We start from the raw sequence: 24,430 nt of genomic DNA on the forward strand, positions 1-24,430 counted from the left end.
GCACCTCCCTGAAGTGTGAACGGTTGAAAGGACGCCGAAAAGACGTGTAAAGATTCTATCAGCAGTGTCACGCGCGCTGCAACGTCTGACGAATGCGACGTTGCGGCGTCGATACGGTTAGTATTCAGGGTTTTGGCCCCTTTTCGCGTGCGTTCCGCCACGGCGGGTACGGGCCGGCGCGCGCATCGATTACACTTCGGCGTCCGCGGCGCGCGACGATGCGGCCCGTACAGATTTACTCCGAACCATTCCTGAGGAAACGATGAGCGACGTTCAGCAAGGCATCCTGGCTCCGATCGACACGGCAGCCCGATACCTCACTTTCACGATATCGAATGACGGCAATGTGGCAGCGGCGCTGGCCGCGCTGCGCGAGATCGTCGACGGGCGCGACACGGTCGTCGGTTTCGGACAGTCGCTGGCCGCGCACCTCGGGCGCCCGGTTCCGGGCCTGACCGGCTTCCCGGCGTTCGCGGTGAAGGACAGCACGCTGCCGGCGACGCCGGCCGACGTGTGGGTCTGGCTGCGCGCCGACGACCGCGGCGAGATCGTGCTGCGCGCACGGGCGATCGAACGCGCGCTCGCGCCGGCATTCGCGCTGCAGGATGCCGTCGACGGGTTCCGCTATTCGAACGATCGCGACCTGTCCGGCTATGAAGACGGCACCGAGAACCCGGAAGGCGACGACGCGGTGGCTGCGGCGGTCGTGACGGGGCAGGGCGCGGGGCTCGACGGCGCGAGCTTCGTCGCGGTGCAGCAATGGCTGCACGACTTCGACCAGATGGAACGCATTCCGTCGGGCGACATGGACAACATCATCGGGCGCCGCCGCTCGGACAACGAGGAACTCGACGATGCACCCGAGTTCGCGCACGTGAAGCGCACCGCGCAGGAAAGCTTCGAGCCCGAGGCGTTCATGCTGCGCCGTTCGTCGCCGTGGTCGGATGCGCGTCGCGCGGGCCTCTACTTCGTCGCGTTCGGCTGCTCGTTCCGCGCGTTCGACGTGCAGATGCGCCGGATGAGCGGTGCGGACGACGGGATCGTCGACGGCCTGTTCCGCTTCACGCGGCCGCTGACGGGCGCGTATTTCTGGTGCCCGCCGATGAAGGGCGGCAAGCTGGATCTGTCCGCGCTCGGCCTGTAAGCGCCACGCGGAATCGATGAACGGGCGGGTCGCGCATCATGCGCGGCCCGCCCGTTTTGCATGTCAGGCGGCGATCGCGTGCCGCCTGTCGCCTGCCGCCTGTATCAGTTCAACGTCGTTTCGATCCGCGTGCCGCGCTTGATGAACTGCGTCACAGGCGTCTTCTCGCAGATTTCCGCGAGACGCTGGCGTTGCGCGTCGTCGAGCGGGCCGTCGAGCGTGACGACGCGGCGCACGTATTGCACGCCTTCGCGATCCGCATGCAGCTCGGTGCGCACGGCGATGCGCACGGCCGGCCACGTCTTGCGCTGCATGACCATGCGCAGCGTCGCGGCCGTGCATTGCGCGAGCCCGGCCAGCACGAATTCGTACGGCGCGGGCCCGCGATCCTGGCCGCCTTCGCGCGGCGCTTCGTCGCCGGTCAGCGCGTGCGTGCCGGCCTGCAACTGGACGACGTAGTCGGGCGCGTCGGCCTCGAGGACGGCGGCGGCGTGGATGAGCGACATGACAAGTCTCCGGTGAGCAAGAAGGAAAGAGGGCGCCGCGTGGCGGCATGCAGCCGTCAGCATACCGTCCCGGGCGCGACGGCGCGCGCCGTGCCGTTATGCGTCGGTGACGCCGGCGCTGCTGCGGACGAGTGCGGCGACGCGTTCGCGCACCCACTGGTGCGCGCGATCGGTGTCGCGCGATTCGTGCCAGTACGCGAACAGTGGAAACGGCTTGAGCCGCAGCGGCAGCGGTTGCACGACGATCGGCAGCAGTGCGGCCATCCGCAGCGCATAGGTCTGCGGCAGCGTGACCAGCAGATCGCCGGCCGCGGCGATCTGGCATGCGGCGAAATAGTGCTGGCAGGTGAGCCGGATGTCGCGGAAGCGTCCGTCGTTGCCGAGCAGCACGTCGAGCGATTGCGGTTCGCCGAGCGACGACACCGCGATATGCTGCGCCGCGAAATAATCGCCGCGCCGCAGCGGGTCGCCCGCCAGCGGATGATCGCGGCGCAGCGCGACGACGAGCGAATCGTCGAGCAGGTGTTCGGTGGCGATGCGCGAGCCCGTCTGCACGCGACGGTCGACGACGAGATCGATGTTGCCCGACGCGAGTTCGCGCTCGATCTCGGATACCGCGACGCGGCGGCTCACGAGCCGCAGGCCCGGCGCTTCGTCGGCGAACGCGGCGACGATGCGCGGCAATGCAATCGATTCGAGCACGTCGCGAATGCCCACCGCGATGCTCAGGTCGAGCGTGGCGGGATCGAATGCCGACGGATCGCGCACGGCGCCTTGCAGGCCCTTCAGGTGCAACTGCACGTCCGCGATGATCGACCGCGTGCGCTCGGTCGGCACGACGCGGTTGCCCTGGCGCACGAACAGCGGATCGTCGAAATGCGCACGCAGCCGGTTGAGCGCATGCGTGACGGCCGGCTGCGTGAGATGCAGCGCGCGGGCGGCCGCGCCGATGCCGCCGTGCACGTAGACGGCGTCGAGCACGCGAAACAGGTTCAGGTCGAGTCGATGATCGGCGGGCACGGCGCGCGGAGGGCGTGGTAAAGGACGGCTCGATTCTAAAGGATGCGCAGGCAACGGATGCGCTGGGGCCATCGCGTGCGTTCGATGCGTATCGATTCCGTATCGATTCCGTATCGAACCGATACGCGAGTGCCGCATTGCCCGATGCGCAATGCAATCGAACCCGGCCGTCATGACGCACGACAGCCGCAATAATCGACCGCATCGCGCACGCGATTCTGTGCTGGCATACCAGTGGCCGCCGACAGCCTGTAGTAATCCGCCATCATGCTGTCCACGTCGGCCATTTCGTGCCAAAGGCGCTACCCGTTCGGCTAAGATGCCGTCGCTTCATATTTCGGGATAGCCGTCCTGTCGCACGCATTCAAACCAAATATAAGCCTGACAGTTCGACGGTATTAGAAGAAGTCGAACAAGTCGGGGGCTTGGCCAGTGAATGCAGCAGATCAGCGGTGGGTCGTTATCTATTTGAGTACGGGGTTTTCGTTAGCCCAGGCCGCGCGCCTTGGCGAGGCCTTCAACCTGGCGAATCGCCTGCATGCGTACAGTGCGGATTACCAGTTGAAGTACGTATCCGAAAGCGGGGGACTGTTGCAGTCGTCGTCCGGCGTGAGAATCGCAGCGGATCCGCTCGGCGACGAGCACGGCCGTCGCGCGCTCGCGTTCTTTCATCTTCATGGCGATCGCGCGGCCGTCAACTGGGATGACGCGTTGCAGCGGCGCCTGACGGACATTCGTCATCATGCGCGGTGGATCGTCGACGCGATGGATCTGCCTGCGCTCGCGGCCACGCATCGGCCATCGGCGACGCTCGACATGCGGCCCGGCCGGCGCCGTGCCGCCGCGACGGTCGAACTGCAGGCCGGCGAGACCGACGTGTTTGCCGCCGCGCTCGACATGTTTCGCGCCGACCTCGGCGACAGCGCCGCGCAGGAGATCGCCAGCAACATGATGCGGCCGGTCGAGCAGCGCTATGCCCAGTCGATGTGGGCGTTCCGCGAACTGAGCGCGAGCCCGTCGATCCGGATGTCCGCGCAGCGGCTGCGCGCGCAGAGCGTGAACCGCATTTCGATTGCGAACGCTGCACAGGCGGCCGCGATGAGCGAGCGCAATTTCCTGCGGCGCTTCAAGAAGGAAATCGGCGTGACGCCGACCGAGTTCGTGCAGCACGTGCGGCTCGAGCGCGCGTGCCACATGCTGATCCATACGACGCTGCCGGCCGACAAGGTCGCGCGGCGCACCGGGTTCGGCAGCGGCGAGCGGCTCGCGAAGCTGTTTCGCCAGCGCCTCCTGATGTCGCCGACCGAATTTCGGCTGGCCGAACGGGACAGGATCCTGAATCACGGCACCATGCGGCCCGATGCGGACGACGGGCCTGCCCCGGCGTTTTGCGATGGCGACGGGGCGAGTTGCGACGCGTGTATCGACGCGCACGAGAAAACGGGACGGATACCCGTAAAATCGTCCTGTCGCGATCTCGATTCCCGGTTTCCATGCCCTTCCTCCCCACTACCGCCACCGCCCCTTTCTGCCCGTCGGAAGTAAAGGGCAGCATCACGATCGATGCCGCCGCGCCGCGCTGGCAGAAGCTCAAGCGCTTCTTCGGCCCCGGCCTGCTGGTCGCGATCGGCTACATGGATCCCGGCAACTGGGCGACCGACATTCAGGCCGGGTCGCAGTTCGGCTATTCGCTGCTGTGGGTCGTCGCGTTCTCGAGCCTCGCGGCGATCTTCCTGCAGATGCTCGCGGCACGGCTCGGCCTCGTCGCGGGCAAGGATCTCGCGCAGGCCAGCTATGACCGCTACGGCCGGTTCGGCCGCATCGTGCAGTGGATCACGGCCGAAGTGTCGATCATCGCGTGCGACATCGCGGAAGTGCTCGGTTGCGCGCTCGCGTTCAAGCTGCTGCTCGGCGTGCCGCTCGCGTGGGGCGTCGTGCTGACCGCGCTCGACACGGTGATCGTGCTCGGCCTGCAGGGCAAGGGCTTCCGGCAGATCGAGGCGATCGTGCTCGGGCTGATCGCGACGATGGCGTTCTGCTTCGTCGCGCAGGTGGCGATCACGCCGCCCGACTGGCACGCGGTGGTCGGCGGGCTCGTGCCGGGCGATCCGGGCCACGACCGCAAGGACGCGATCGTGCTCGCGCTGGGCATCGTCGGTGCGACGATCATGCCGCACAACCTGTACCTGCATTCGTCGGTCGTGCAGACGCGGCATGTGGTCGGCGGCGCGCGCGGCGTGATCCGCGACACGCTCGCGCTCGTGCGCATCGATACCTGCGTGTCGCTGTTCGTCGCGATGCTCGTCAATGCGGCGATCCTGGTCGTCGCCGGCGCGGCGTTCCACGCGACCGGCCAGCACAACGTGACCGACATCGAGCAGGCCTACAAGCTGATTACGCCGATCGCGGGCGGTGCGGCCGCGCTGCTGTTCGGCATCGCGCTGCTCGCGTCGGGGCAGAGCTCGACGCTGACCGGCACGATCGCCGGCCAGGTGATCATGGACGGCTTCCTGCATACGAAGATCCCGTGCTACCAGCGCCGGCTGATCACGCGCGGGCTCGCGCTCGTGCCGGCGCTGATCGGTGTGCTGTGGCTCGGCGACGGCTCGGTCGGGCAGCTGCTCGTGTGGAGCCAGGTGTTGCTGAGCCTGCAGCTGCCGTTCGCGATGTGGCCGCTGATCCGTTCGGTCAGCGATCGAAAGACGATGGGCGAACATGCGATCGGGCGCGGGATGCAGGTCGCCGCGTGGGCGCTGTTCGTCGTCATCGGCGGGACGAACCTGCTGTTGATTACCGGTGTCGCGGGCTGATACAGCCTGTCACAGGCGGACACAGACGCACGGCGCGCATGCGGTAAACTGCGGCCTTTCGATCGTCTGCGAAGTCCGTTATGTGGAGTGAAATCAGCAACATCGGCGATGCCGCGCTGACCTTGCCGATCGCGCTGACGTGCGCGGCATGGCTGGCGCTGACCGACTGGCGTCTCGCCGTCCGCTGGGGTGTGCTGCTCGCCGCCGGCATGGGCCTCGTCGGCGCAACGAAGATCCTGTATGCGGGGTGCGGCATCGAACTCCCGCAATTCGATTTCCGCGTGATCAGCGGCCATACGATGCTGTCGACGTCCGTGTGGACGGTTGCGCTGTCGATGCTGTGGCAGGCATTCCGGCCGGGCAAGGCGCCGGGTATCGCGGCCGGGCTCGCGGTCGGCGCGGTCACGGCCGTCGCGCGCGTGTTCGATCACTCGCATACCGTCCCGGAAGTCGTCGTCGGCTGGATGCTCGGCGCGCTGGTCGCGCTGGTGTTCCTGCGCGGCTACGACGGCGCGCGGCAGCGCGCGTTCTCGCCGCGTGTCGCGGCGGTCTGCCTGCTGCTCGTGTCGGGCATCGCGTACGGGCACCGCGCGCCGTTCCAGCAGATGATCGACACGCATTCGCCGCAGCTCTGCGCGTTCGTGCGCGCACCGTCGGGCGACGGATTCTGACGGTTGCCGACGGCGGCGCGTCTGCGTCGCCTTCTGGCTGCCGGCAATCGTCCGGCGGTTGCACGACGCCATGCCCGTTCATCTTCCCGATGGCTTCCGCGCCTGCGCGGAACGCAACTTGCGTCATTTCCCCTGAAAAACGCTGCGCCAGCTGGCCGGCGTACCGGCCGGCGCATCGGCGCCGGTATGCGCAAGTCATGAACAGGGATGATGACCGGGCATAACGAATATTCATTTCATCGATTGGCGTCATTCGCGTACGCTGGCTGTCGTTCAACCGGGGCCGGCTGCCCGGCTTGCCCGGCGCGTGTCGCATTCATCTCGATATACTCGCGGAAATCGTAGCGTGCCTCGCAGCGCCGATGCATCGGCGAGCGGCCCGCGTCGGCGCGATACCTACGGACACACCCGTCGCGGCAACGTTGCGCGACGACGATTCACGACAGGAGCCAGTCACATGACAGTCGTTTCTTCGCGCCTCGCAGGCAAGTGCGCATACATCACGGGCGCCGCGGGCGGCCTCGGCCGCGCGATCGCGCGCCGGATGGTCGAGCAGGGCGCGCGCGTGTTCGTGACCGACATCGCCGAAGCGGCGGTGCTCGACGCGTTCGCGCAGGAACTCAACGCGGGCCACGCGACGCCGGTCGCGTTCGCCGCGACGCAGGACGTTCGCGACGAAGCGCGCTGGCAGGCGCTGCTCGCGCAGGCGGTCGACGCGATGGGCGGGCTGTCGGTGCTCGTCAACAACGCGGGCGTCGGCTCGATCGGCTCGCCCGCGCAGATCGAGCTGGACGAATGGCGGCGCGTGATGGCGATCAACGTCGAGAGCATCGTGCTCGGCTGCAAGCACGCGCTGTCCTATCTGGCTGAGAGCCACCCCGCGTCGATCATCAACATCTCGTCGGTCGCCGCGTTCAAGGTCGAGCCGGATTTCACCGCATACAACGCATCGAAGGCGGCGGTTGCGTCGCTGACGAAGTCGGTCGCGATCGACTGCGCGCGCCGCGAGATCGACGTGCGCTGCAACTCGATTCACCCGGCATTCATCCGCACGGGGATCGTCGAGCCGCTGTTCCAGTCGCTCGGCGAACGCGACGCGACGCGCAAGCTCGCGCGCGGCATTCCGCTGCGCCGGCTTGGCGAGCCGGACGACGTCGCGCATGCGGCCGTGTATCTCGCATCCGACGAGAGCCGCTTCGTGACGGCCGCCGAACTCGTGATCGACGGCGGCATGTGCGCGGTCTGACGCGCATCCCGAACCACAACGACCGGAGGAGAACATCATGTCCACACCCGTGAACCGCCAGCTGCTGCTGAAGACGCGCCCCGAAGGGCGGGTCGGCCGCGAACACTTTTCGCTCGTCGAGACGCCGGTGCCGGCGCTCGCGGACGGCGAGGTGCTCGTGCGCGTGCTGTACCTGTCGATGGACCCGACCAACCGCGTGTGGATGAGCGATGTGCCGCAGTACCTGCCGCCCGTCGCGATCGGCGACGTGATGCGCGCGCTCGGCATCGGGCGCGTGGTCGCATCGCGCCACGCGGGTTTCGCGGAAGGCGATCTCGTGCAGGGGCTCGTCGGCTGGCAGGACTATGCAGTCGTGCCGGCCGGACAGGTCGCGCAGCTCGTGAAGCTGCCCGTGCAGTCGGGCCTGCCGCTGCCGACGTTGCTCGGCGCGTGCGGGATGAGCGGGCTGACCGCGTACTACGGACTGACCGACATCACGCCGGTGCAGCCGGGCGAAACGCTCGTCGTGTCGGCGGCGGCCGGATCGGTCGGCTCGATCGCCGGGCAGATCGGCAAGATCCACGGCGCACGGGTGGTCGGCATCGCGGGCGGCGCGGACAAGTGCCGTTACCTGACCGAGACGCTCGGCTTCGACGCGGCCGTCGACTACAAGGCCGACGATTTCCGTCAGCAACTGAAGGCGGCCACCCCCGACGGCGTGCACGTGAACTTCGAGAACGTTGGCGGCGAGGTGATGCGTGCGGTGCTGTCGCGGATGGTGATCGGCGGGCGCGTCGCGTTGTGCGGCGTGATCTCGAACTACAACAGCGGCCGCGCGGCCGACGACTTCGGCGCGCTGATCTCGAAGCGGCTGACGATGCGCGGCTTCCTGATCCTCGACTACCGCAAGAGCCGCGAAGCCGTGCAGACGCTTTCCGGCTGGCTGCGCGACGGCCGGCTCAAGGCCGAGGAAACCGTCGCCGACGGCCTCGAAAATGCACCTGTCGTGCTGAATCGCCTGTTCGATGGCGACCACCGCGGCAAGCTCGTGCTGCGTGTCGATCCGGATGCGTGACGGGCATGCCACGCCGGTCGCGGGTTGCCGCGCGGTCGTGTCGGCGGCAGTGAGTACGATCCAGCGGGCTGCAATTTAGGACTTGTCCCATATATTGTCCGGGGCGCTCTCCCTACAGTGATTGCCAGCAAACAGGCGGTGTGACAGATGCGTCACGCCGCCTGTTTTTCTGGTGTTGCGACACAGGAGGGCGAGCATGCGAAACAAGGCGAAGCGGGCGGCATCGGTAACGGCAGACGTACGTGAGCGGGCGAGGCGGTGCGCAGATGCCGTGTGGACGGCAGCGTTCGGACTCGGTGCGGTGCTGGCGATGCCGAATGCGATGGCGGCCGGACCGGCCACGTCGGACGGCGTCGTACGGTTCACCGGCGCACTTGTCGATCGCTACGACGTGACACTCGATGCGCCGTCGGTCGCACGCCGTGACGCACCGGAGGGGGCCGGCAGCAATGCGACGGCCACGCTCCGGTTCGATGCGCATGGCCGGCGCTTGCCGGGTGCGCAGGTGACGCTGGTCGGGGCCGATGGTGTGCCGTTCGCGCCGGATGCCGGCGCGGGCATGCAGGCAACGTGGCGCGATGCGCGCGACGGGCGAAGCGTGCCGCTGGCGTCGGGCCGTGCCCATCGCGTGGGTCCGCATGGCGGCGTGATGACGGTTGCCGCGGATGAAGCAACGGGCGCCGTGGCGCCCGTCGTGATCAACATTCGTCATCCCTGACCGGCGATTGCCGCAGGTGTGCGGATTGCCGTCGGCCGGTGGCGCGGCACGCGGCCGCGCGGTGCGTCATTCGCCCTGTTCGGAGCGTGCGTAGATGTCCCAGCTCGCCATGAAGAGCGCTGCGACGAGCGGCCCGATCACGAAGCCGTTGATGCCGAACAGCGCCATCCCGCCGAGCGTCGAGATCAGCACGACCCAGTCGGGCATCTTCGTGTCCTTGCCGACGAGGATCGGGCGCAGCAGGTTGTCGACGAGGCCGATCACGCCGACGCAGAACGCGACGAGGATCACGCATTTCCAGACCGCGCCGATCATCAGGAAGTAGAGCGCGGCCGGCACCCACACGAGGCTCGCACCGATCGCGGGGAGCAGCGACAGGAACGCCATCAGCGCACCCCACAGCACGACGCCCTCGATCCCGAGGATCCAGAAGATCAGGGCGCCGAGCGCGCCCTGCACGAGCGCGACCGCGATGTTGCCCTTCACGGTCGCGCGTACGACCGTCGTGAATTTCGCGAGCAGCAGGTTCTTGTGTTCTTCGTCGAGCGGTATTGCGCGACGTACGCGGCGGCCGATCTCGCCGCCGTCGCGCAGCAGGAAGAACACCATGTACAGCATCACGCCGAAGCTCACGACGAACTGGAACGTGTTCTGGCCGATGCTGAGCGCCTGGGTGGCCGCGAACTGGCTGATCTGCGCGGCGCCGTCGGTCAGCTTCTTCTGGATGCCCGGGATGTTGGTCAGCCCGTACTTCTGCAGCAGGTGCTGGATCGACGACGGCAGCGCGTGAATGATGTCCTGGAAGTATTGCGAATAGTTCGGCTGGGCGGTCTTGATTTCCTGGTACACGTACGCGATTTCCTGCACGAGCGTCGCCGCGACGAACACGAGCGGCAGGATCACGATCAGGATGATCACCGACATCGTCACGAGCGCGGCCAGGTTGCGCCGCTTGCCGAAGCGCGCGGCGAGCCAGCGCTGCACGGGCTGGAACAGGATCGCGAGAATGGTGCCCCAGAACACCGCGCCGGAGAACGGCGCGAGGATCCAGCAGAGTCCGACGGTGACCGCGGCCAGCAGGAAATAGAAGAATTTTTGGTGATCGTGTCCGCTTTCCATGGATGGCGTTCGCGCAGATTGTTGCTTCGTTTGATTGAATTGCGTTGCCCGGGGCGCGATCGGCTCGCGAACGTCACGGGTTCGCGGCGGTACGCGGCGTGGGGCGGCCCGAACGGGAGTATGCCCGCAAAGGCCCCGCCATCATAGCCGCTGCGTGTGACCCATGCGAAAACGCCGCGGCCGGGGCCGCGGCGCTGCCGGGAAGCGGGCGCGGCGCACAGCCGCGCGCCGCATCGTCAGATGTTGAGCTTCGTGACCTTGGTGCCGTTCACCGACAGGTCGCCCATCAGGCCGGCGTTGGTCAGGACAAGCACCTCGACCGGGGCGGTGGCCGTGGTGGTGTCGACCGCGCCGTTCGCGCCGACCTTCACGACCGCGACCGATGCGTCGGCGCCGGCAGCCCAGCCTTCGGACTTGCGGAACGCGTCGAGCGCATCCTGCGTCATGAACAGGAACACGATCGCCTTCGATTGCGCGCCGGCCTGCAGGCCGACCGACAGCGACGACGTGTTGTAGTAGCCGACGGTGCTGCCGCCGACGCGCAGCGCGCCATTGCCGGACTGGCCGCCGACGATGAAGCCGGCCTGCAGCACGTTCGGGAACACGAGCGTGCCGCGCGATTTCGCGACGAGCTCACGCGAACCCGGCACCGTCGAATAGAGGCGCGACAGCGTGGCGTTCACGCTGGCGTCGATCGACTGGCGCTTCGACGCGCTGGTCGATGCGTTCTCGGGTTTGTCGGGCGTGGTCGTACAGCCGGCGAGCGCGAGGCTGCCGAGCATCACGGCAGCGGCGGCTTTCATGGCGAGGGATTTCTGCATGGCGGTTCTCCTTCGTTGTCTGATTGAGGACGGACGGTGCGGGCAGCGGGGCGGCCGGCCCCGTTCAACGGCGGGAAAGGAGCAGGCCCGCAACGAACGCGAGGCCCGCGACGACGCCGGCGGTCTGCCAGGGGTTGTCGTGCACGGCTTGCGATACGCGTTCGGCCGAATCGCGCAGCCGGGCGGCCGCGCTGCCCGACGCGTAGTCGAGCGCGCTGCGCGCTTCATCGAGCCGGGATTGCACACGCTTGCGCAGGGCGGCGATATCACCATCGCCATCGTTTTTCAGCAGATCTTCCAGTTCGTCGACCAGCCCGCGCAGATCGTCGGTCACGTCGGTATGCAGGTCGCGGGCGGCCGAGCGCGTCGTGCGCCCCACGCGCCGGCCGGTGCGACGGATGTCGGACAGGCCGCGGTCCAGCTTGTGTTCGATCGAGTCGGTAAGCGCCATGGTGTTTATCCTCCATTGATTCAAGGCAAGTTTGAAGATAAGACGAATCCCAGCAACTAATGTGATTCACTTGATCCGATTGAGTTTCGAGACAATTTTTCAATTTGTCGGCAGGATCGCCGCGAAGCCCCGTCGCGCGGGGCCGTGCGGCGGTTGAAAAAATTTCCCGATCGGGCGAAACGCGTACAACGGCCGGTGGCGCGAAGTGAATGTCCGGTAAATATGGCGTCGCCAGGGGTTTCAGGTAAATAGTGCCGTTGCAGGCGATGTGCTGATGCAAATGCACTAATCCACGGTGTATCGGCGAGCAGGGTTCGTGCCCGCGGCCGGTGCCGGGCCGCTGTCGCCCGGCGCAATGTCGATGACGACGGGATCGTGGTCCGACGAGCGGTATGCGTCGGGCGCGTAATAGGACAGCCGGTGCGCGGCCGTTTTGTAATCGGGCACCGGTTGCAGTGCAGCCGGTTCATCGGCATTGATGTGCCAGACATGCACGGCTTTGACACGCGCGGCGAGCGGTGGCGTGGCAAGCGCATGGTCGAGATTGCCGGCTTCACCGCGAAATACGTAGCTGTACGCAGCATCGCCGACGAAGCGGGCAACCAGGTTCGTGTAGCCGCGCGCTTCGAGCGTGCGGATCGGGTCTTCCTTCGCATAACTGTTCAGATCGCCGATCAGCAGCACGCCGTCGGCCGCGGCGCCCGTCGGAGACGTGGCGAGCCAGTCGGCGACACGCGCGGCTGCCCGCGTGCGCGCCGCATTCCAGCAGCCCTGGCCGTCGGACTGGTCGAGGTCGGCCCCCTCCGCGCGAGGACAGTTCTTCGACTTCAGGTGATTGACCGCGACCGTGAGCGCACGCGTGCCGCCGATGCGCCGGAACGTCTGCGCGAGCGGAGGGCGGTGCCGGCCGCCGAGTGCGACGGTGGCGGGGCGCCCGACCGGTTCGACCGCGCGGCTGTCATACAGCAGCGCGACCGCGATCGCATCGCGCCCGAGCCGCGCGGTGCCGGGATCGACCGCGCGCCAGCCGTCGCCGAGTTGCGCGGCGAGACGCTGCACGGCGCTCGCGTCGCCGTAGCCGTTGTTCGCGATTTCCATCAGCCCGATCACGTCGGCCCGCAGTGCGCGCAAGGCTGCGACGATCTTCGCCTCCTGTCGGGCGAACGCGGCGGGTGTTTTCGCGCCGCGGCTGGTCGGTGCGCCGAATCCGCCGCCGTGGCCGTCGCCGTCGCTGTTGAAATAGTTGAACACGTTGAACGATGCGATGCGCACGTCGGCATCGGGATGCCGGGCCGGTGCCGCGGCACGCGGGTTCGCGGCGGCATCGAACCTGGGCGTCTTGCCGGTAACCGGTTGCAGCCGCCACGTGCCGAAGCGCAGCTCGAGCACGCCTTCGACGCCGCGCACCGTGTAGCCCGCGCGTAGCGTGTTGGCGGCGCTCAGCGCGGGCGGCGGAAAGCGGACGGTCGCAGGGTGCGGGCGGAGCGAACCGTCGTCCAGCACGATGCGGTTGAGTGCATTGGCCGCTGCATGCACGGCCGCTTCGGCGGGTGGCGCGACGTGGGTCGGCGTGCGCAGCCGGCCGTTGCTGAGCACGACGCTGCCGTAGCGGCCGAGTTCGTAGGTATCGCTGACCGTCAGCGTTTGCGGCAGGCGCACGCGCATGGCTTCGTGCGCGGCCGGTACGGCCGGCGAGGCGAACGGCAGCGTGAGCGTTGCCGGGGTGACCGTCTGCCCGCGCGCGCAGACGGCAATGCCGCCCGACAGCGTGAATTGCGTGCGGCCGTATCGCTCGTCGACCTTGCCGGTGAGATGCACGAGATCGCCCGCCTTTGCGCGCGCGCCCGGCGCATACACGAACAGGCCTTCCGGGACGCCCGGCCTGCGCTGCCGCTGCGCGTCGGCCTGCTGGACGAAGAAGCCGCCGAGGCCGTCGGCGCTGCCGAACGCCGTGGTGACGACCGCTTCGATCGAGGTCGTCTGCCCGGCCAGCGGCGACGGGCCGCTGGCACGGCGGATCTCGGCAATCGCCGTGGTTGCGCCGCCGCAGCCCGCGCTGACCGGCAGCGCGGCGGCCGCCGGCCCGGCAAGGAGGGCAAGCGGCAACGCAGTGGCAAGCAGCGGAAGCAGGCGTGACATGGGGCGGTCCACAGGAAGACAATTCGACGGTTCGGGCTCGCATCTTGAAGGCAAAATGTCAGGCTGCGGTCGAATTGGCCATCCGGCCAGTGTCGTTCGGCCAACGATGCCGGCAAGCCGCACCGCGGCTGTTACGCTCTCGCGTCGGGTGTCGCAGGCCGGGCGCCTGGTGAGTGCCGCCGCACCCCGTTCCCACAGGAGAAATCCATGTCTTACATGCTGTTGATTGTCGAACCGACCGAACAGCGCGCCGAGCGCACGCTCGACGAAGGTCAGGCGCTCTATGCGCGGATGGTCGATTTCGCCGAGTCGCTGAAGGCGCGCGGCGTGCTGCGCGGCGTCGAGTCGCTGGAGCGCTCCGAGCGCGGCACGCGCGTGCAGGTGCGCGACGGCGAGACGCGTTTGCTCGACGGCCCGTTCGCGGAGGCAAAGGAAATGGTCGGTGGCTTCTTCCTCGTCGACGTCGACACGCGCGAAGAAGCGATCGAGATCGCGCGTCAGTGCCCGGCCGCGCAATGGTGCACGGTCGAGGTCCGCGCGGTGGGGCCGTGCTTTCTGTGAGTGTCGCGGCTCGGTATTTACCCTGATTTGTCGTGGCGCGTGTCGAATCGGCGGTCTTCCGTCCGTCGTCCGGATAAGGCCCCGATGAACGGGTGCTGCCTTCCATCGACGACAAGGAGTGAACGATGCGATTCATGATCATGATCCGGGCGAACGCCGTCAGCGAATCCGACGCGTTGCCGGACAACCGGCTGGTCGAAGCCATGACCGTCTATCACGAGGAACTGGCCAAGGCCGGCGTGCTGCTCGACGCGAACGGGCTGCGGCCGAGCGCGCGCGGCTGGCGCGTGCGCTACACGGGCGGCAAGGGCACCGTGGTCGACGGCCCGTTCGCCGAAACGAAGGAACTGATCGCCGGCTATACGCTGATCCAGGTGCGTTCGCGTGACGAAGCGCTCGAGTGGACGCGGCGGTTCCCCGCGCCGTTCGGCGCCGAGATGGATTGCGAGATCGAGGTGCGTCCGCTGTTCGAGCTCGACGACCTCACGCCGAGCGACGCGGTCGAGCGGTTCCGCGACCTCCACGTCGGCCGCACCAACGCGTGAATGCCCACCTGAATCCAACCTCACCGGGAGCACCCGTCATGCACAAGATGGTTTTCATCAATTTGCCCGTGGCCGACCTGCCGCGCTCGAAGGCGTTCTACCAGGCGCTGGGCTTCGAGGTCGTGCCCGAATACACCAACGACCAGGCAGCCTGCATCAAGATCAGCGACACGATCTTCGCGATGCTGCTCGTGCGGCCGTTTTTCCAGTCCTTTACCGGCAAGACCATCATCGATCCGGCGACGCAGGTGCAGGTGCTGTCGTGCCTGTCATGCGAAAGCCGCGCCGAGGTCGACGCGATCGTCGCGAAGGCGCTGGCGGCCGGCGGGTCCGCGCCGCAAGCGCCGCGCGAGTATCCGAACATGTACGGCCACGGGTTCGACGATCCGGACGGCCACGCATGGGAGCTGATGGCCATGCCACTGGATGCGTCCGCCCAGGGGCACGCGTCGTGACGCGTGAGGCGACTCACCGTGCGATCGAAGCGGTCTGGCGGATCGAGGCGCCGAAAATCATCGCGCGCGCTGCGCGCGTGGTGCGCGACGTCGGCGTGGCCGAGGAGCTGGCGCAGGACACGCTCGTCGCGGCGCTCGAGCACTGGCCCGTCGACGGCGTGCCCGACAACCCGGCCGCCTGGCTGATGACGGCCGTGAAGCGTCGCGCGCTCGATCGGGTCCGGCAGGAGTCGCTGCACGCGGCGAAGCGCGACCAGCTCGGCCACGAGATGGACGCGCTCGAAGCACATGTCGTCCCCGACATCGCCGATGCGCTGGCCGACGCGAGCGACGACGAGATCGGCGACGACCTGCTGCGGCTGATTTTCACGTCGTGCCACCCGGTGCTGTCGACCGATGCGCGCGTCGCGCTGACGCTGCGCCTGCTCGGCGGGCTGACGACGGGCGAGATCGCACGCGCGTTCCTGACGCCGGAGCCGACGATCGCGCAGCGGATCGTGCGCGCGAAGCGCACGCTCGCGGCCGCGCACGTGCCGTTCGAGGTGCCGGCCGCCGATGCGCGGCCCGCGCGGCTCGCGTCGGTGCTCGAAGTGATCTACCTCGTGTTCAACGAAGGCCATGCGGCGACCGCCGGCGACGACTGGACGCGCCCGGCGCTGTGCGACGAGGCGCTGCGGCTCGGCCGCGTGCTGGCCGGGCTCGCGCCGGACGAAAGCGAAGTGCTCGGGCTCGTCGCGCTGATGGAACTGCAGACCTCGCGCATGCATGCGCGCACCGATGCGCAGGGCCGGCCCGTGCTGCTGCTCGACCAGGACCGCAGCCGCTGGGATCCGTTGCTGATCCGGCGCGGCCTCGCGGCGCTGGAGCGGGCGACGAAGCTCGGCGGCGTGCGCGGCCCGTATGCGCTGCAGGCCGCGCTGGCCGCCTGCCATGCGCGTGCGCGGCAGGCGTCGGATACCGACTGGGTGCAGATCGTCGCGCTGTATGACGCACTCGCCGAGGTCGCGCCGTCGCCGGTCGTCGAGCTGAATCGCGCGGTGGCGGTGGGGATGGCGTTCGGCCCGGCCGCGGCGCTCGAACTCGTCGACGTGCTGCGCGACGATCCTGCGCTCGCGCGCTATCACTGGCTGCCGAGCGTGCGCGGCGACCTGCTTGCGAAACTCGGCCGCGCCGACGAGGCCAAGCTCGAATTCCGCCGCGCGGCGGAACTGACGCGCAACGAGCGCGAACGCGAATTGCTGCTCAGGCGCGCGACGGACGCATGACGGACGCGGCGCGCGCAAGCGCGGCACCGTGCGCCGGACCCGTCTTCCCGATGATTCCCGCGGCCCGCGCCGGACACTATCGCGCGCATTGAAAAAGCCTATTGGGGGATGCGAACGCGAGCGCCTAGATTGGAGAGCACGATGCGCGCGCCCCGATGCACGCATCGTTCCCCACATATCTGATCGGCCCGGCTCTGCATGCGGCCGCGCCGACTCGAACGGAGGCGCAAATGGCTCAACTCAAGGGCAGCAAAACCGAAGAGAACCTGAAGGCCGCATTCGCGGGTGAATCGCAGGCGAACCGGCGCTATCTGTATTTCGCTTCGAAGGCCGACGTCGAAGGGCAGAACGACGTCGCCGCGCTGTTCCGCTCGACCGCCGAAGGCGAAACCGGCCATGCGCACGGCCATCTCGAATACCTGGAAGCCGTCGGCGATCCGGCCACGGGCTTGCCGTTCGGCTCGTCGCGGCTGAATCTCGAATCGGCGATCGCCGGCGAAACGCACGAATACACCGACATGTATCCGGGCATGGCGAAGACCGCGCGTGACGAAGGCTTCGACGAAATCGCGAACTGGTTCGAGACGCTCGCGAAGGCCGAACGCAGCCACGCGAACCGCTATACGAAGGCGCTGGACAGTCTCGTCGACTGACGGGCCGCCGCAGGCCGCACGGCATCGCCGTGCGAACGGCACGCGGCCGGCTGTTCGTTCATCGCTGCCCGCATCGCGCGGGCGGCGCGCTTGCGCACATGCGCGCCACGCTGGAGCGCCCCATGCCCCACAAGGAAGGCAGTCTCGAAGCCCCGACCCGGCATCCGCTCGACTGGCAGTCCGAAGCGTTCTACGACCAGGCCGCGATCGACGCGGAAATGACGCGCGTGTTCGACATCTGCGCCGGCTGCCGGCGCTGCGTGTCGCTGTGCGGCGCGTTTCCGGCGCTGTTCGACCTGGTCGACGACACGCCGATGGGCGACATCGAGGAAGTGCCCAAGGAAGCGTTCGGCAAGGTCGTCGACCAGTGCTACCTGTGCGACCTCTGCTACATGACGAAATGCCCGTACGTGCCGCCGCACGCATGGAACGTCGACTTCCCGCACCTGATGCTGCGCGGCAAGGCCGCGCGCTACCGGCTCGGCGAGGTGGCGCTGCGCGACAAGGTGCTGTCGAATACCGATGCGCTCGGCCATTTCGCGGGCATTCCGATCGTCACGCAGACGGTCAACGCGGTGAACCGCACGCCGCCCGCGCGCCACGCGCTCGAAGCGGCGCTCGGCGTCGATCGCAACGCGTGGCTGCCGGAGTTCGCACCCCGCAAGTTCCGGCGTGCCGCGCAGCGTTCCGGCAACCCGCCCGTGCGCGACGGCGAACGCACGCCCGGCAAGGTCGCGATCTACGCGACGTGCTACGTGAACTTCAACGAGCCCGGCATCGGCCACGACCTGCTTGCGATCCTCGCGCACAACGACATTCCGTACGAGCTTGTCACGCGCGAAGCCTGCTGCGGGATGCCGTTGCTCGAGCAGGGCAACCTCGCCGGCGTCGCCGCGAAGAAGGCCGTGAACATGCCCGTGCTCGAACGCTATGCGCGCGAAGGGTATGCGTTGATCGGCGCGATTCCGAGCTGCGTACTGATGTACAAGAGCGAGCTGCCGCTGATGTTCCCCGGCGACGAAGCGGTACGCGCGGTGGCCGATGCCTTCTGGGATCCGTTCGAATACGTGATTGCGCGGCATCGTGACGGGTTGCTGAAGACCGATTTCAAGACCGGTCTCGGCACCGTGTCGTATCACGTGCCGTGCCATGCGCGCGTGCAGAACATCGGCCGCAAGACCGCCGATGCGCTGTCGCTCGTGCCCGATACGCGCGTCAACGTGGTCGAGCGTTGTTCGGGCCACGCGGGCACGTTCGGCGTGAAGAAGGAATTCCATGCGGACGCAATGCGGATCGGCGCGCCCGTGTTCAAGGCGATGGCCGAGCCGCAACCGGATTTCGTGTCGTCCGACTGCGCGCTGGCCGGCCATCACATCGTGCAGGGCATCGACGAAAAGGGGCTGCCGCCTGCGCCGCTCGCGCATCCGCTGACGCTGTTGCGCCGCGCGTACGGCATCTGAGCCGATGCCGGCCACTCACGAGGACCTGCCATGACGCTGACCCGCGACTCCCTGCTGACGCTCGAGGCGTACGCGAAGATCCGCCGGACCGAACACGCGCGACTGGTCGCGTACAAGCGCCGCCGCGCGGTGGCGCTCGGCAATCACCTGCGCTTCCTGTTCGAGGACGAGACGACGATCCGCTATCAGATCCAGGAGATGCTGCACATCGAGAAAATTTTCGACGAGGCCGGCATCGAAGGGGAGCTCGAAGCGTATCTGCCGCTGGTGCCCGACGGCACCAACCTGAAGGCGACGATGCAGATCGAGTACGAGCACGAGATCGAACGGCGCGCGGCGCTCGCGCGGCTGATCGGGGTGGAGGATCGCGTGTACCTGCAGGTCGACGGGCATGCGAACGTTTACGCGATCGCCGACGAGGATCTCGAGCGTGACAATGCCGAGAAGACGTCGGCCGTGCATTTCGTGCGTTTCGAACTCGGCGCGCCGATGCGCGCGGCGCTCAAGGAGGGGGCGGCGCTGTCGATCGGCTGCGATCACCCGGCCTACACGATGCCGCCGCAGCGCGTCGATGCGGACGTGGCCGCGTCGCTGGCCGGCGATCTGCGCTGACACGGCCGCCGCGCGTCCCGAACGCCGGTTTCCGCTTTTCCGTTCCGACCCGAAGCAGGATGTCCGCATGCGGCGCGGCGCTGCCGCGCGCTCATCGCCGCGAAGATGTAACAGGCGTGTCGAGTTTGCATGCGGGGACACACTGTGCATCGCGCGTCACCGTACTTTCATCACTCGCGGAGAAACAATTAAAAGATTGTGCACGGAGATAATTCGATTGAATCGGTTTTGAATGATTTACCGATTCGTGAATATCTTGTTACGAATTTCGCCAGGATTTACCGATTTTAAGAAGCAATTCCGGGGATTGTTGCCGGCAAGGGTCGGATCAGGCTGTAACAGCTTATTTCAAGGCATTCTTCATACGCTGCAGAGCCCCGCCAGACGGGCCTTTGCAGCGACGGGCATAAAGATCTCGCAAAAAAATTCATGCGTAAATAGATTGCCTATCCATGGCAGGTTGTTTCAGTGCGTAACATTAAGTCATTGTCATATTGAGATAAACCCTGGGGGTGGTATGCTTCGTGCACAAAAATTCCCACATTGGAGTGAGACCGTGATTTGTGCGCCATTGCCGGGAATCGCGGCACCGTGAAAGTGCGGTGTCGGACCGGCATGCACAACACCGGATAACCATAATGTGCAACCTGGCTGCTCCGCGACGCGACGTGTCGCGACGGCGCCGCCAATCGCAGCCCGGCCTGGCTGCGTGGAGAGATCTACTATGTTCTTCGATGAGCTTAACGATGAAGAGTGGTTTCGTCTTTCAACGCTGATCGCCGATGAACCCATCCGGCTGAATCGTCGTGGGCGTCCACGTGCGGAGCCGCGCGTCGTTGCCAACGCCGTGCTCTGGATCCTGACGACGGGCGAAGCCTGGTCCAAGCTGCCCGGCCGCTATCCGTCCGGGCCGACGTGCCGCCGCCGCTATGAAGAGTGGCTCGCGAGCGGCACGCTGCTGCAGATGATCGACGTGCTGACCCAGTTCAGCGGGCGCGCGTTCGCGTACATTCCGCCGCCGCCGCTGCCGGTCGTTCCCGCGCACCGTGCGGAGCCCGTGCCCGACAACGACCGCTTGCGCGGCGTGTTCTGGCAGAACCCGGAATCGTGGCAATTGCCGGTTTCGCAGGCAAACGTTTGGGACGGCGAGGGTGCGTCGGTGAGCACGATGCCGGACGACCAGATGCTCGACGCGTCCGACGCGTCGTTCGTGGTGCCCGGTGCGCCGGCCACGGAACTGCGCCACGCGCATGCGTCGTCGGCGAGCTTCGCCGCGGCCGAACCGCAGACCGACGAGTATCGCGGCTATACGATCAGCGGCATTGCACAACCCGTGCAGAACCTGATGTACCGCGCGTGGGCCGAAATTTCGCAGGACGAACGGCGCGTCGAACGCTCGGGCCTGATCGGTCCGCGCTTCACCGATGCCGAGGAAGCCGAGCAGTTCGCGCTCGACTGGGCGCGCCAATGGATCGATCGCCACGGGGCGAGCGACGAGCCGGCGCGCGAGCCGCAAGGCGAGGTGCTGGCCGGCTTGTCCGCATTGGCTCGCGCGGAATCGGACATCAAGCGCTTCATTGCCGAACGCCGCGCGGGCGCGTTGTCCGAAAGCCGCAACGATCCCGTGCAGGCGGAACGCCGCGAGTACGCGTACCGCGTAGGCTGATCGCCGTTTCAATGCAACGCGCGGGCCGTCGTGTGCCACGACGGCCGCGCGGAAGCGCCATCTCTCCAGGCCTGCCCAATCCGGGGGCGCCGCTGTCGAAGCGGCGCCCCCGGCTTTGCTGCGTCATTGCCGGCCGTAGGTATCGTCGAAGCGGACGATGTCGTCCTCGCCGAGATACGCGCCCGACTGCACTTCGATCAGTTCGAGCGGCATCTTGCCCGGGTTCTCCAGGCGGTGCGACACGCCGAGCGGAATGTACGTCGATTCGTTTTCGGACAGCAGGAACGTTTCGTCGCCGCGCGTGATGCGCGCGGTGCCGCGCACGACGATCCAGTGTTCGGCGCGGTGGTGGTGCATCTGCAGCGACAGTTGGGCGCCCGGCTTCACGACGATGCGTTTCACCTGGAAGCGCTCGCCCGTGTCGACGGAGTCGTAATGGCCCCACGGGCGGTGCACCTTGCGGTGATCGGTCGCTTCCGCGCCGCGTTGCGCCTTGATGCGCCCGACGATTTTCTTCACGTCCTGCACGCGCGACTTGTCGGCGACGAGCACGGCGTCGGGCGTTTCGACGACGACCAGGTTCTGCGTGCCGACGCAGGCGATGAGCCGGCTTTCCGAATGCGCGAAAGTCGATTCGGCGTCTTCGAACAGCACGTGGCCGCGGCCGACGTTTCCGGTATCGTCCTTTGGCGAGATCTGCCAGATTGCGTCCCACGAGCCGACGTCCGACCAGCCCGCGTCGAGCGGCACGACGACGCTCTCGCACAGTTGCGGCTGGCCCGCGAGCGGCTCCATCACCGCGTAGTCGATCGAGTTCGACGGCGAGGCGGCGAATGCGTCGCGATCGACGCGGAAGAAATCGCCGTCGGACTTGCCCAGTGCGACGGCCTGTTCGCAGGCCGCGTAGATCGCGGGTTCGAGATGCCGGATCGCCTTCAGCCAGACCGAGGCGCGGACGATGAAGATCCCGCTGTTCCACCAGTATTCGCCGGATGCGACGTACTGCTGAGCGAGTTCGAGATGCGGCTTCTCGACGAAACGGTCGAGGCGGCGGACGTCGAGGCTGCCCGTTGCGGCGTCGCCGAGCGGCGCGCCGACGCGGATGTAGCCGTAGCCCGTTTCCGCGTGCTTCGGCACGATGCCCATCGTCGCGATCTTGCCTTGCGCCGCGCAGTGCACGCCGGCCGCGACGGCCGCGTGAAAGCGCGGCAGGTCGGCGACCGCATGGTCGGCCGGCATCACGGTCATCACCGCATCGTTGCCGCCGGCGACGAGCCGCAGCGCGGCGAGCGTCAGCGCGGGCGCGGTGTCGCGGCCGAGCGGCTCGAGCATGATCGTCGCGTCCTTGGCCGTCAGGCGCAGCTGTTCGGCGGTCGTGAAGCGGTGATCCTCGCCGCACACGATCACCACGTCGTCGTTCAGCGGATGGGCGGCCGCGAGGCCGTCGAGGCGCAGGGCGGTCGACTGCAGCAGCGAATGATCGCCGAGCAGGCCGATCAGCTGTTTCGGAAAACGTTCGCGCGACATCGGCCACAGGCGCGTGCCGGAACCGCCGGCAAGAATCACGGGCTGCACGGCGAGGCGCGTGCCGGCGGCGGGTGCGGCGGAAGAAGATTGGCGCGTTTCGGCGGCCACTGCCGGAGCATTCATGATGACACTCTCCACGGTTGAAGTCAGTGCCTGTCGTTGTAGCATGAAGTAAATCGACAATAAAACCGGATCCATTGGCGGATATTCGCCGCGCGTGCATCTGGGAAAATTTTCCTCGATAGCATCGGATGCCAATAAAAAAATAAAAAATAATTCCGCGCATCGACGGTCGGCGCCCGCCGGCAAAGGGTTCGCGGCGAACGTAAAGTTTCCGAAAAATTCTCGAATCCCGATCGATCCGGGAAAACGTGCCGATTTAATTAAAAAAGATCGCGGCAAGAATTTCCGATTATTTTTCGAAATACTTGTGCGCTTGAGGGGCGATTTTCTTGCCGGTTCAATAGCGTCATGCAACGTTTGAATCGAATGTGCGGCACGGGTCGCATGAGGAGCTGTTCGGCAAACGCCTGTTCAAAGAGGAAGCAGACATGTTGAGCGTGCTGGCGAGAGTCATCGATATCGCGATGGTCGTGGCGGGAGCGCTGATCGCTGCCACGCTGCACGGCGGCAGCATCTGGCTCAACGACCTGCAGCGCACGACGGTGTTGTTCGACTGCCTGCTCGTCGTCGTGTCCTTCCCGGCCTTCGGCATTTACCAGTCGTGGCGCGGCAAGCGTCTCGTCGGGCTGATGGGGCGTGTCGTGTTCGCATGGCTCGCGGTCGAGCTCGCGGGCATCCTGATGAGCTTCAGCTTTCACCAGTCGGGCGACCTGTCGCGGCTGTGGCTGGGCTACTGGGCGCTCGTGACGATGACGCTGCTCGTCGGCTCGAAGGCCTGCGTGCACGTCGTGCTGCGGCAGTTGCGCCGTGGCGGCTACAACCTGAAGGCGGTCGCGATCGTCGGCGGCACGCCGGCGGCGCGGCGGCTGATCTCACAGATGCGGGCGCGTCCGGAAGCGGGCTTCAACCCGGTGTGCGTGTACGACGAAAGCGAGGCGCCGGGCGAAGTGGCGCTCGACGACGTGCGCATCGAGCGGCAGTTCGAATCGCTGGTGTGGCTGGTGCGCAGCCGCGCGATCAGCGAGCTGTGGCTCACGCTGCCGATCACGGAAGAGCGCCGGATTCACCAGATCGTGACGGTGTTCCGCCACGACTTCGTGAATATCCGCTTCATTCCGGACGTGCGCACGCTGTCGTTCTTCAACCAGGAAGTGGTCGAGGTGCTCGGCGTGCCGGCGATCAATCTCGCGGCGTCGCCGATCACCGACGTGCGGATCATGCCGAAGTTCGTGTTCGACCGGCTGTTCGCGCTGGCGGCGCTGGCGGCGCTCGCGCCGGTGATGGTGCTGATCGCGGGCCTGATCAAGCTGACGTCGCGCGGGCCGGTGTTCTTTCGCCAGAAGCGCAAGGGCATCGACGGGCACGAGTTCGAGATCTACAAGTTCCGCTCGATGAAAGTGCACCAGGAAGTGGCCGGGCAGGTCACGCAGGCGACGAAGAACGACACGCGCGTGACGCCGGTCGGCCGGTTCCTGCGCCGCACGAGCCTCGATGAGCTGCCGCAGTTCATCAACGTGCTGAAGGGCGAGATGTCGGTGGTCGGCCCGCGCCCGCATGCGCTCGCGCACGACGACATCTACAAGGATCTGGTCAAGGGCTACATGTTCCGCTACCGGATCAAGCCGGGCATCACCGGGTGGGCGCAGATCAACGGCTTTCGCGGCGAGACCGACCAGATCGAGAAGATGATGGGACGCGTGAAGCTCGATCTGTACTACATGCAGAACTGGTCGTTCTGGCTCGACATCAAGATCGTCGCGCTGACGCTCTGGAAAGGTTTCACCGGCAGCAACGCGTACTGACGGCGCGTCGCGCAGGCATTCCGGTTTTACGAATTTCGAATCATTGGTCACGAGGTCCGACA

23 protein-coding genes are annotated in these 24,430 nt (G+C 66.9%); 16 read left to right on the top strand and 7 right to left on the bottom strand.

Annotation, left to right across the window (positions count from 1 at the left end):
* Window positions 1–262: 262 nt before the first annotated feature.
* On the top strand, window positions 263–1,144 hold the full coding sequence (locus OHZ10_RS23060) for a Dyp-type peroxidase (RefSeq protein WP_059237377.1): 882 nt from the start codon (window positions 263–265) through the stop codon (window positions 1,142–1,144).
* A gap of 104 nt (window positions 1,145–1,248) precedes the next feature.
* Here the strand turns inward: OHZ10_RS23060 and OHZ10_RS23065 are convergent, their stop codons facing one another.
* Together OHZ10_RS23065 and OHZ10_RS23070 are read right to left on the bottom strand one after the other, a co-directional pair.
* Window positions 1,249–1,650 (bottom strand): OsmC family protein, encoded by a 402-nt coding sequence (locus OHZ10_RS23065; RefSeq protein ID WP_059237376.1) that lies wholly within the window; start codon window positions 1,648–1,650, stop codon window positions 1,249–1,251.
* A gap of 96 nt (window positions 1,651–1,746) precedes the next feature.
* On the bottom strand, window positions 1,747–2,670 hold the full coding sequence (locus OHZ10_RS23070) for a LysR family transcriptional regulator (RefSeq protein ID WP_340625206.1): 924 nt from the start codon (window positions 2,668–2,670) through the stop codon (window positions 1,747–1,749).
* Between the two features lie 468 nt (window positions 2,671–3,138).
* Between OHZ10_RS23070 and OHZ10_RS23075 the strand changes: the two genes are divergently transcribed.
* The 6 genes from OHZ10_RS23075 to OHZ10_RS23100 all read left to right on the top strand — a co-directional run bounded on the left by OHZ10_RS23075 (window position 3,139) and on the right by OHZ10_RS23100 (window position 9,169).
* Window positions 3,139–4,215: a helix-turn-helix domain-containing protein gene (locus OHZ10_RS23075; RefSeq protein WP_174993118.1), complete on the top strand. Its 1,077-nt coding sequence runs from the start codon at window positions 3,139–3,141 to the stop codon at window positions 4,213–4,215.
* Window positions 4,164–5,480 carry an Nramp family divalent metal transporter gene (locus OHZ10_RS23080; RefSeq protein WP_174993119.1) on the top strand — a complete coding sequence of 439 codons (1,317 nt, stop codon included), beginning with the start codon at window positions 4,164–4,166 and terminating at the stop codon, window positions 5,478–5,480. The genes OHZ10_RS23075 and OHZ10_RS23080 overlap by 52 nt, the downstream gene beginning before the upstream one ends.
* Window positions 5,481–5,560: 80 nt before the next feature.
* On the top strand, window positions 5,561–6,151 hold the full coding sequence (locus OHZ10_RS23085; RefSeq protein WP_059237372.1) for a phosphatase PAP2 family protein: 591 nt from the start codon (window positions 5,561–5,563) through the stop codon (window positions 6,149–6,151).
* Window positions 6,152–6,608: 457 nt separating this feature from the next.
* Window positions 6,609–7,397 carry an SDR family oxidoreductase gene (locus OHZ10_RS23090; RefSeq protein ID WP_046549465.1) on the top strand — a complete coding sequence of 263 codons (789 nt, stop codon included), beginning with the start codon at window positions 6,609–6,611 and terminating at the stop codon, window positions 7,395–7,397.
* A gap of 37 nt (window positions 7,398–7,434) precedes the next feature.
* Window positions 7,435–8,451 carry an NADP-dependent oxidoreductase gene (locus tag OHZ10_RS23095; RefSeq protein WP_342705858.1) on the top strand — a complete coding sequence of 339 codons (1,017 nt, stop codon included), beginning with the start codon at window positions 7,435–7,437 and terminating at the stop codon, window positions 8,449–8,451.
* Window positions 8,452–8,647: 196 nt separating this feature from the next.
* Entirely contained in the window at window positions 8,648–9,169 is a 522-nt protein-coding gene (locus OHZ10_RS23100; protein WP_340625204.1) for a thioesterase, read from the top strand.
* 66 nt (window positions 9,170–9,235) lie between these two features.
* Here the strand turns inward: OHZ10_RS23100 and OHZ10_RS23105 are convergent, their stop codons facing one another.
* The 4 genes from OHZ10_RS23105 to OHZ10_RS23120 form a co-directional block, all read right to left on the bottom strand.
* On the bottom strand, window positions 9,236–10,288 hold the full coding sequence (locus OHZ10_RS23105; protein WP_059237369.1) for an AI-2E family transporter: 1,053 nt from the start codon (window positions 10,286–10,288) through the stop codon (window positions 9,236–9,238).
* Window positions 10,289–10,524: 236 nt separating this feature from the next.
* Window positions 10,525–11,109: a BPSL1445 family SYLF domain-containing lipoprotein gene (locus tag OHZ10_RS23110; protein WP_059237368.1), complete on the bottom strand. Its 585-nt coding sequence runs from the start codon at window positions 11,107–11,109 to the stop codon at window positions 10,525–10,527.
* Window positions 11,110–11,173: 64 nt separating this feature from the next.
* Window positions 11,174–11,560, bottom strand: a complete 387-nt coding sequence (locus OHZ10_RS23115; protein ID WP_342705859.1) for a DUF883 family protein — start codon at window positions 11,558–11,560, stop codon at window positions 11,174–11,176.
* Between the two features lie 285 nt (window positions 11,561–11,845).
* The gene (locus OHZ10_RS23120) at window positions 11,846–13,699 is read right to left on the bottom strand and encodes an ExeM/NucH family extracellular endonuclease (protein WP_342705860.1); all 1,854 of its coding nucleotides are present in this window, start codon (window positions 13,697–13,699) and stop codon (window positions 11,846–11,848) included.
* Between the two features lie 207 nt (window positions 13,700–13,906).
* Here OHZ10_RS23120 and OHZ10_RS23125 point away from each other — a divergent pair, with 207 nt between their 5' ends.
* The 8 genes from OHZ10_RS23125 to OHZ10_RS23160 all read left to right on the top strand — a co-directional run bounded on the left by OHZ10_RS23125 (window position 13,907) and on the right by OHZ10_RS23160 (window position 20,916).
* Complete coding sequence (locus OHZ10_RS23125; protein ID WP_006482933.1) at window positions 13,907–14,260, top strand: YciI family protein; 354 nt, start codon at window positions 13,907–13,909, stop codon at window positions 14,258–14,260.
* 125 nt (window positions 14,261–14,385) lie between these two features.
* The gene (locus tag OHZ10_RS23130; protein ID WP_059237366.1) at window positions 14,386–14,805 is read left to right on the top strand and encodes a YciI family protein; all 420 of its coding nucleotides are present in this window, start codon (window positions 14,386–14,388) and stop codon (window positions 14,803–14,805) included.
* 38 nt (window positions 14,806–14,843) lie between these two features.
* Window positions 14,844–15,260 carry a VOC family protein gene (locus OHZ10_RS23135; RefSeq protein WP_059237365.1) on the top strand — a complete coding sequence of 139 codons (417 nt, stop codon included), beginning with the start codon at window positions 14,844–14,846 and terminating at the stop codon, window positions 15,258–15,260.
* Complete coding sequence (locus OHZ10_RS23140) at window positions 15,257–16,525, top strand: RNA polymerase sigma factor (protein WP_174993123.1); 1,269 nt, start codon at window positions 15,257–15,259, stop codon at window positions 16,523–16,525. Before OHZ10_RS23135 ends, OHZ10_RS23140 begins: the two co-directional genes overlap by 4 nt.
* A gap of 230 nt (window positions 16,526–16,755) precedes the next feature.
* Window positions 16,756–17,178, top strand: coding sequence for a rubrerythrin family protein (locus OHZ10_RS23145; protein WP_006497294.1), 423 nt, complete (start codon window positions 16,756–16,758; stop codon window positions 17,176–17,178).
* A 122-nt stretch (window positions 17,179–17,300) separates the two neighbouring features.
* Complete coding sequence (locus OHZ10_RS23150) at window positions 17,301–18,638, top strand: heterodisulfide reductase-related iron-sulfur binding cluster (RefSeq protein ID WP_342705861.1); 1,338 nt, start codon at window positions 17,301–17,303, stop codon at window positions 18,636–18,638.
* 30 nt (window positions 18,639–18,668) lie between these two features.
* The gene (locus OHZ10_RS23155; RefSeq protein ID WP_342705862.1) at window positions 18,669–19,250 is read left to right on the top strand and encodes a DUF3501 family protein; all 582 of its coding nucleotides are present in this window, start codon (window positions 18,669–18,671) and stop codon (window positions 19,248–19,250) included.
* Window positions 19,251–19,974: 724 nt separating this feature from the next.
* Complete coding sequence (locus OHZ10_RS23160) at window positions 19,975–20,916, top strand: transposase (protein ID WP_059237362.1); 942 nt, start codon at window positions 19,975–19,977, stop codon at window positions 20,914–20,916.
* 123 nt (window positions 20,917–21,039) lie between these two features.
* Here the strand turns inward: OHZ10_RS23160 and OHZ10_RS23165 are convergent, their stop codons facing one another.
* On the bottom strand, window positions 21,040–22,566 hold the full coding sequence (locus OHZ10_RS23165) for a mannose-1-phosphate guanylyltransferase/mannose-6-phosphate isomerase (protein ID WP_059237361.1): 1,527 nt from the start codon (window positions 22,564–22,566) through the stop codon (window positions 21,040–21,042).
* A 428-nt stretch (window positions 22,567–22,994) separates the two neighbouring features.
* On the opposite strand from OHZ10_RS23165, the gene OHZ10_RS23170 reads away from it, so the two are divergent.
* Window positions 22,995–24,368: an undecaprenyl-phosphate glucose phosphotransferase gene (locus tag OHZ10_RS23170; RefSeq protein ID WP_342705863.1), complete on the top strand. Its 1,374-nt coding sequence runs from the start codon at window positions 22,995–22,997 to the stop codon at window positions 24,366–24,368.
* Window positions 24,369–24,430 lie beyond the last annotated feature (62 nt).

The organism is Burkholderia arboris, assembly GCF_038723655.1.
Lineage (GTDB): Bacteria > Pseudomonadota > Gammaproteobacteria > Burkholderiales > Burkholderiaceae > Burkholderia > Burkholderia arboris.

Coding starts and splice junctions, on each gene's coding strand:
- OHZ10_RS23060 (WP_059237377.1), top strand. CDS start 263: ATGAGCGACGTTCAGCAAGGCATCCTGGCTCCGATCGACACGGCAGCC.
- OHZ10_RS23065 (WP_059237376.1), bottom strand. CDS start 1,650: ATGTCGCTCATCCACGCCGCCGCCGTCCTCGAGGCCGACGCGCCCGAC.
- OHZ10_RS23080 (WP_174993119.1), top strand. CDS start 4,164: ATGCCCTTCCTCCCCACTACCGCCACCGCCCCTTTCTGCCCGTCGGAA.
- OHZ10_RS23085 (WP_059237372.1), top strand. CDS start 5,561: ATGTGGAGTGAAATCAGCAACATCGGCGATGCCGCGCTGACCTTGCCG.
- OHZ10_RS23090 (WP_046549465.1), top strand. CDS start 6,609: ATGACAGTCGTTTCTTCGCGCCTCGCAGGCAAGTGCGCATACATCACG.
- OHZ10_RS23095 (WP_342705858.1), top strand. CDS start 7,435: ATGTCCACACCCGTGAACCGCCAGCTGCTGCTGAAGACGCGCCCCGAA.
- OHZ10_RS23100 (WP_340625204.1), top strand. CDS start 8,648: ATGCGAAACAAGGCGAAGCGGGCGGCATCGGTAACGGCAGACGTACGT.
- OHZ10_RS23105 (WP_059237369.1), bottom strand. CDS start 10,288: ATGGAAAGCGGACACGATCACCAAAAATTCTTCTATTTCCTGCTGGCC.
- OHZ10_RS23110 (WP_059237368.1), bottom strand. CDS start 11,109: ATGCAGAAATCCCTCGCCATGAAAGCCGCCGCTGCCGTGATGCTCGGC.
- OHZ10_RS23115 (WP_342705859.1), bottom strand. CDS start 11,560: ATGGCGCTTACCGACTCGATCGAACACAAGCTGGACCGCGGCCTGTCC.
- OHZ10_RS23120 (WP_342705860.1), bottom strand. CDS start 13,699: ATGTCACGCCTGCTTCCGCTGCTTGCCACTGCGTTGCCGCTTGCCCTC.
- OHZ10_RS23125 (WP_006482933.1), top strand. CDS start 13,907: ATGTCTTACATGCTGTTGATTGTCGAACCGACCGAACAGCGCGCCGAG.
- OHZ10_RS23130 (WP_059237366.1), top strand. CDS start 14,386: ATGCGATTCATGATCATGATCCGGGCGAACGCCGTCAGCGAATCCGAC.
- OHZ10_RS23135 (WP_059237365.1), top strand. CDS start 14,844: ATGCACAAGATGGTTTTCATCAATTTGCCCGTGGCCGACCTGCCGCGC.
- OHZ10_RS23145 (WP_006497294.1), top strand. CDS start 16,756: ATGGCTCAACTCAAGGGCAGCAAAACCGAAGAGAACCTGAAGGCCGCA.
- OHZ10_RS23150 (WP_342705861.1), top strand. CDS start 17,301: ATGCCCCACAAGGAAGGCAGTCTCGAAGCCCCGACCCGGCATCCGCTC.
- OHZ10_RS23155 (WP_342705862.1), top strand. CDS start 18,669: ATGACGCTGACCCGCGACTCCCTGCTGACGCTCGAGGCGTACGCGAAG.
- OHZ10_RS23160 (WP_059237362.1), top strand. CDS start 19,975: ATGTTCTTCGATGAGCTTAACGATGAAGAGTGGTTTCGTCTTTCAACG.
- OHZ10_RS23165 (WP_059237361.1), bottom strand. CDS start 22,566: ATGAATGCTCCGGCAGTGGCCGCCGAAACGCGCCAATCTTCTTCCGCC.
- OHZ10_RS23170 (WP_342705863.1), top strand. CDS start 22,995: ATGTTGAGCGTGCTGGCGAGAGTCATCGATATCGCGATGGTCGTGGCG.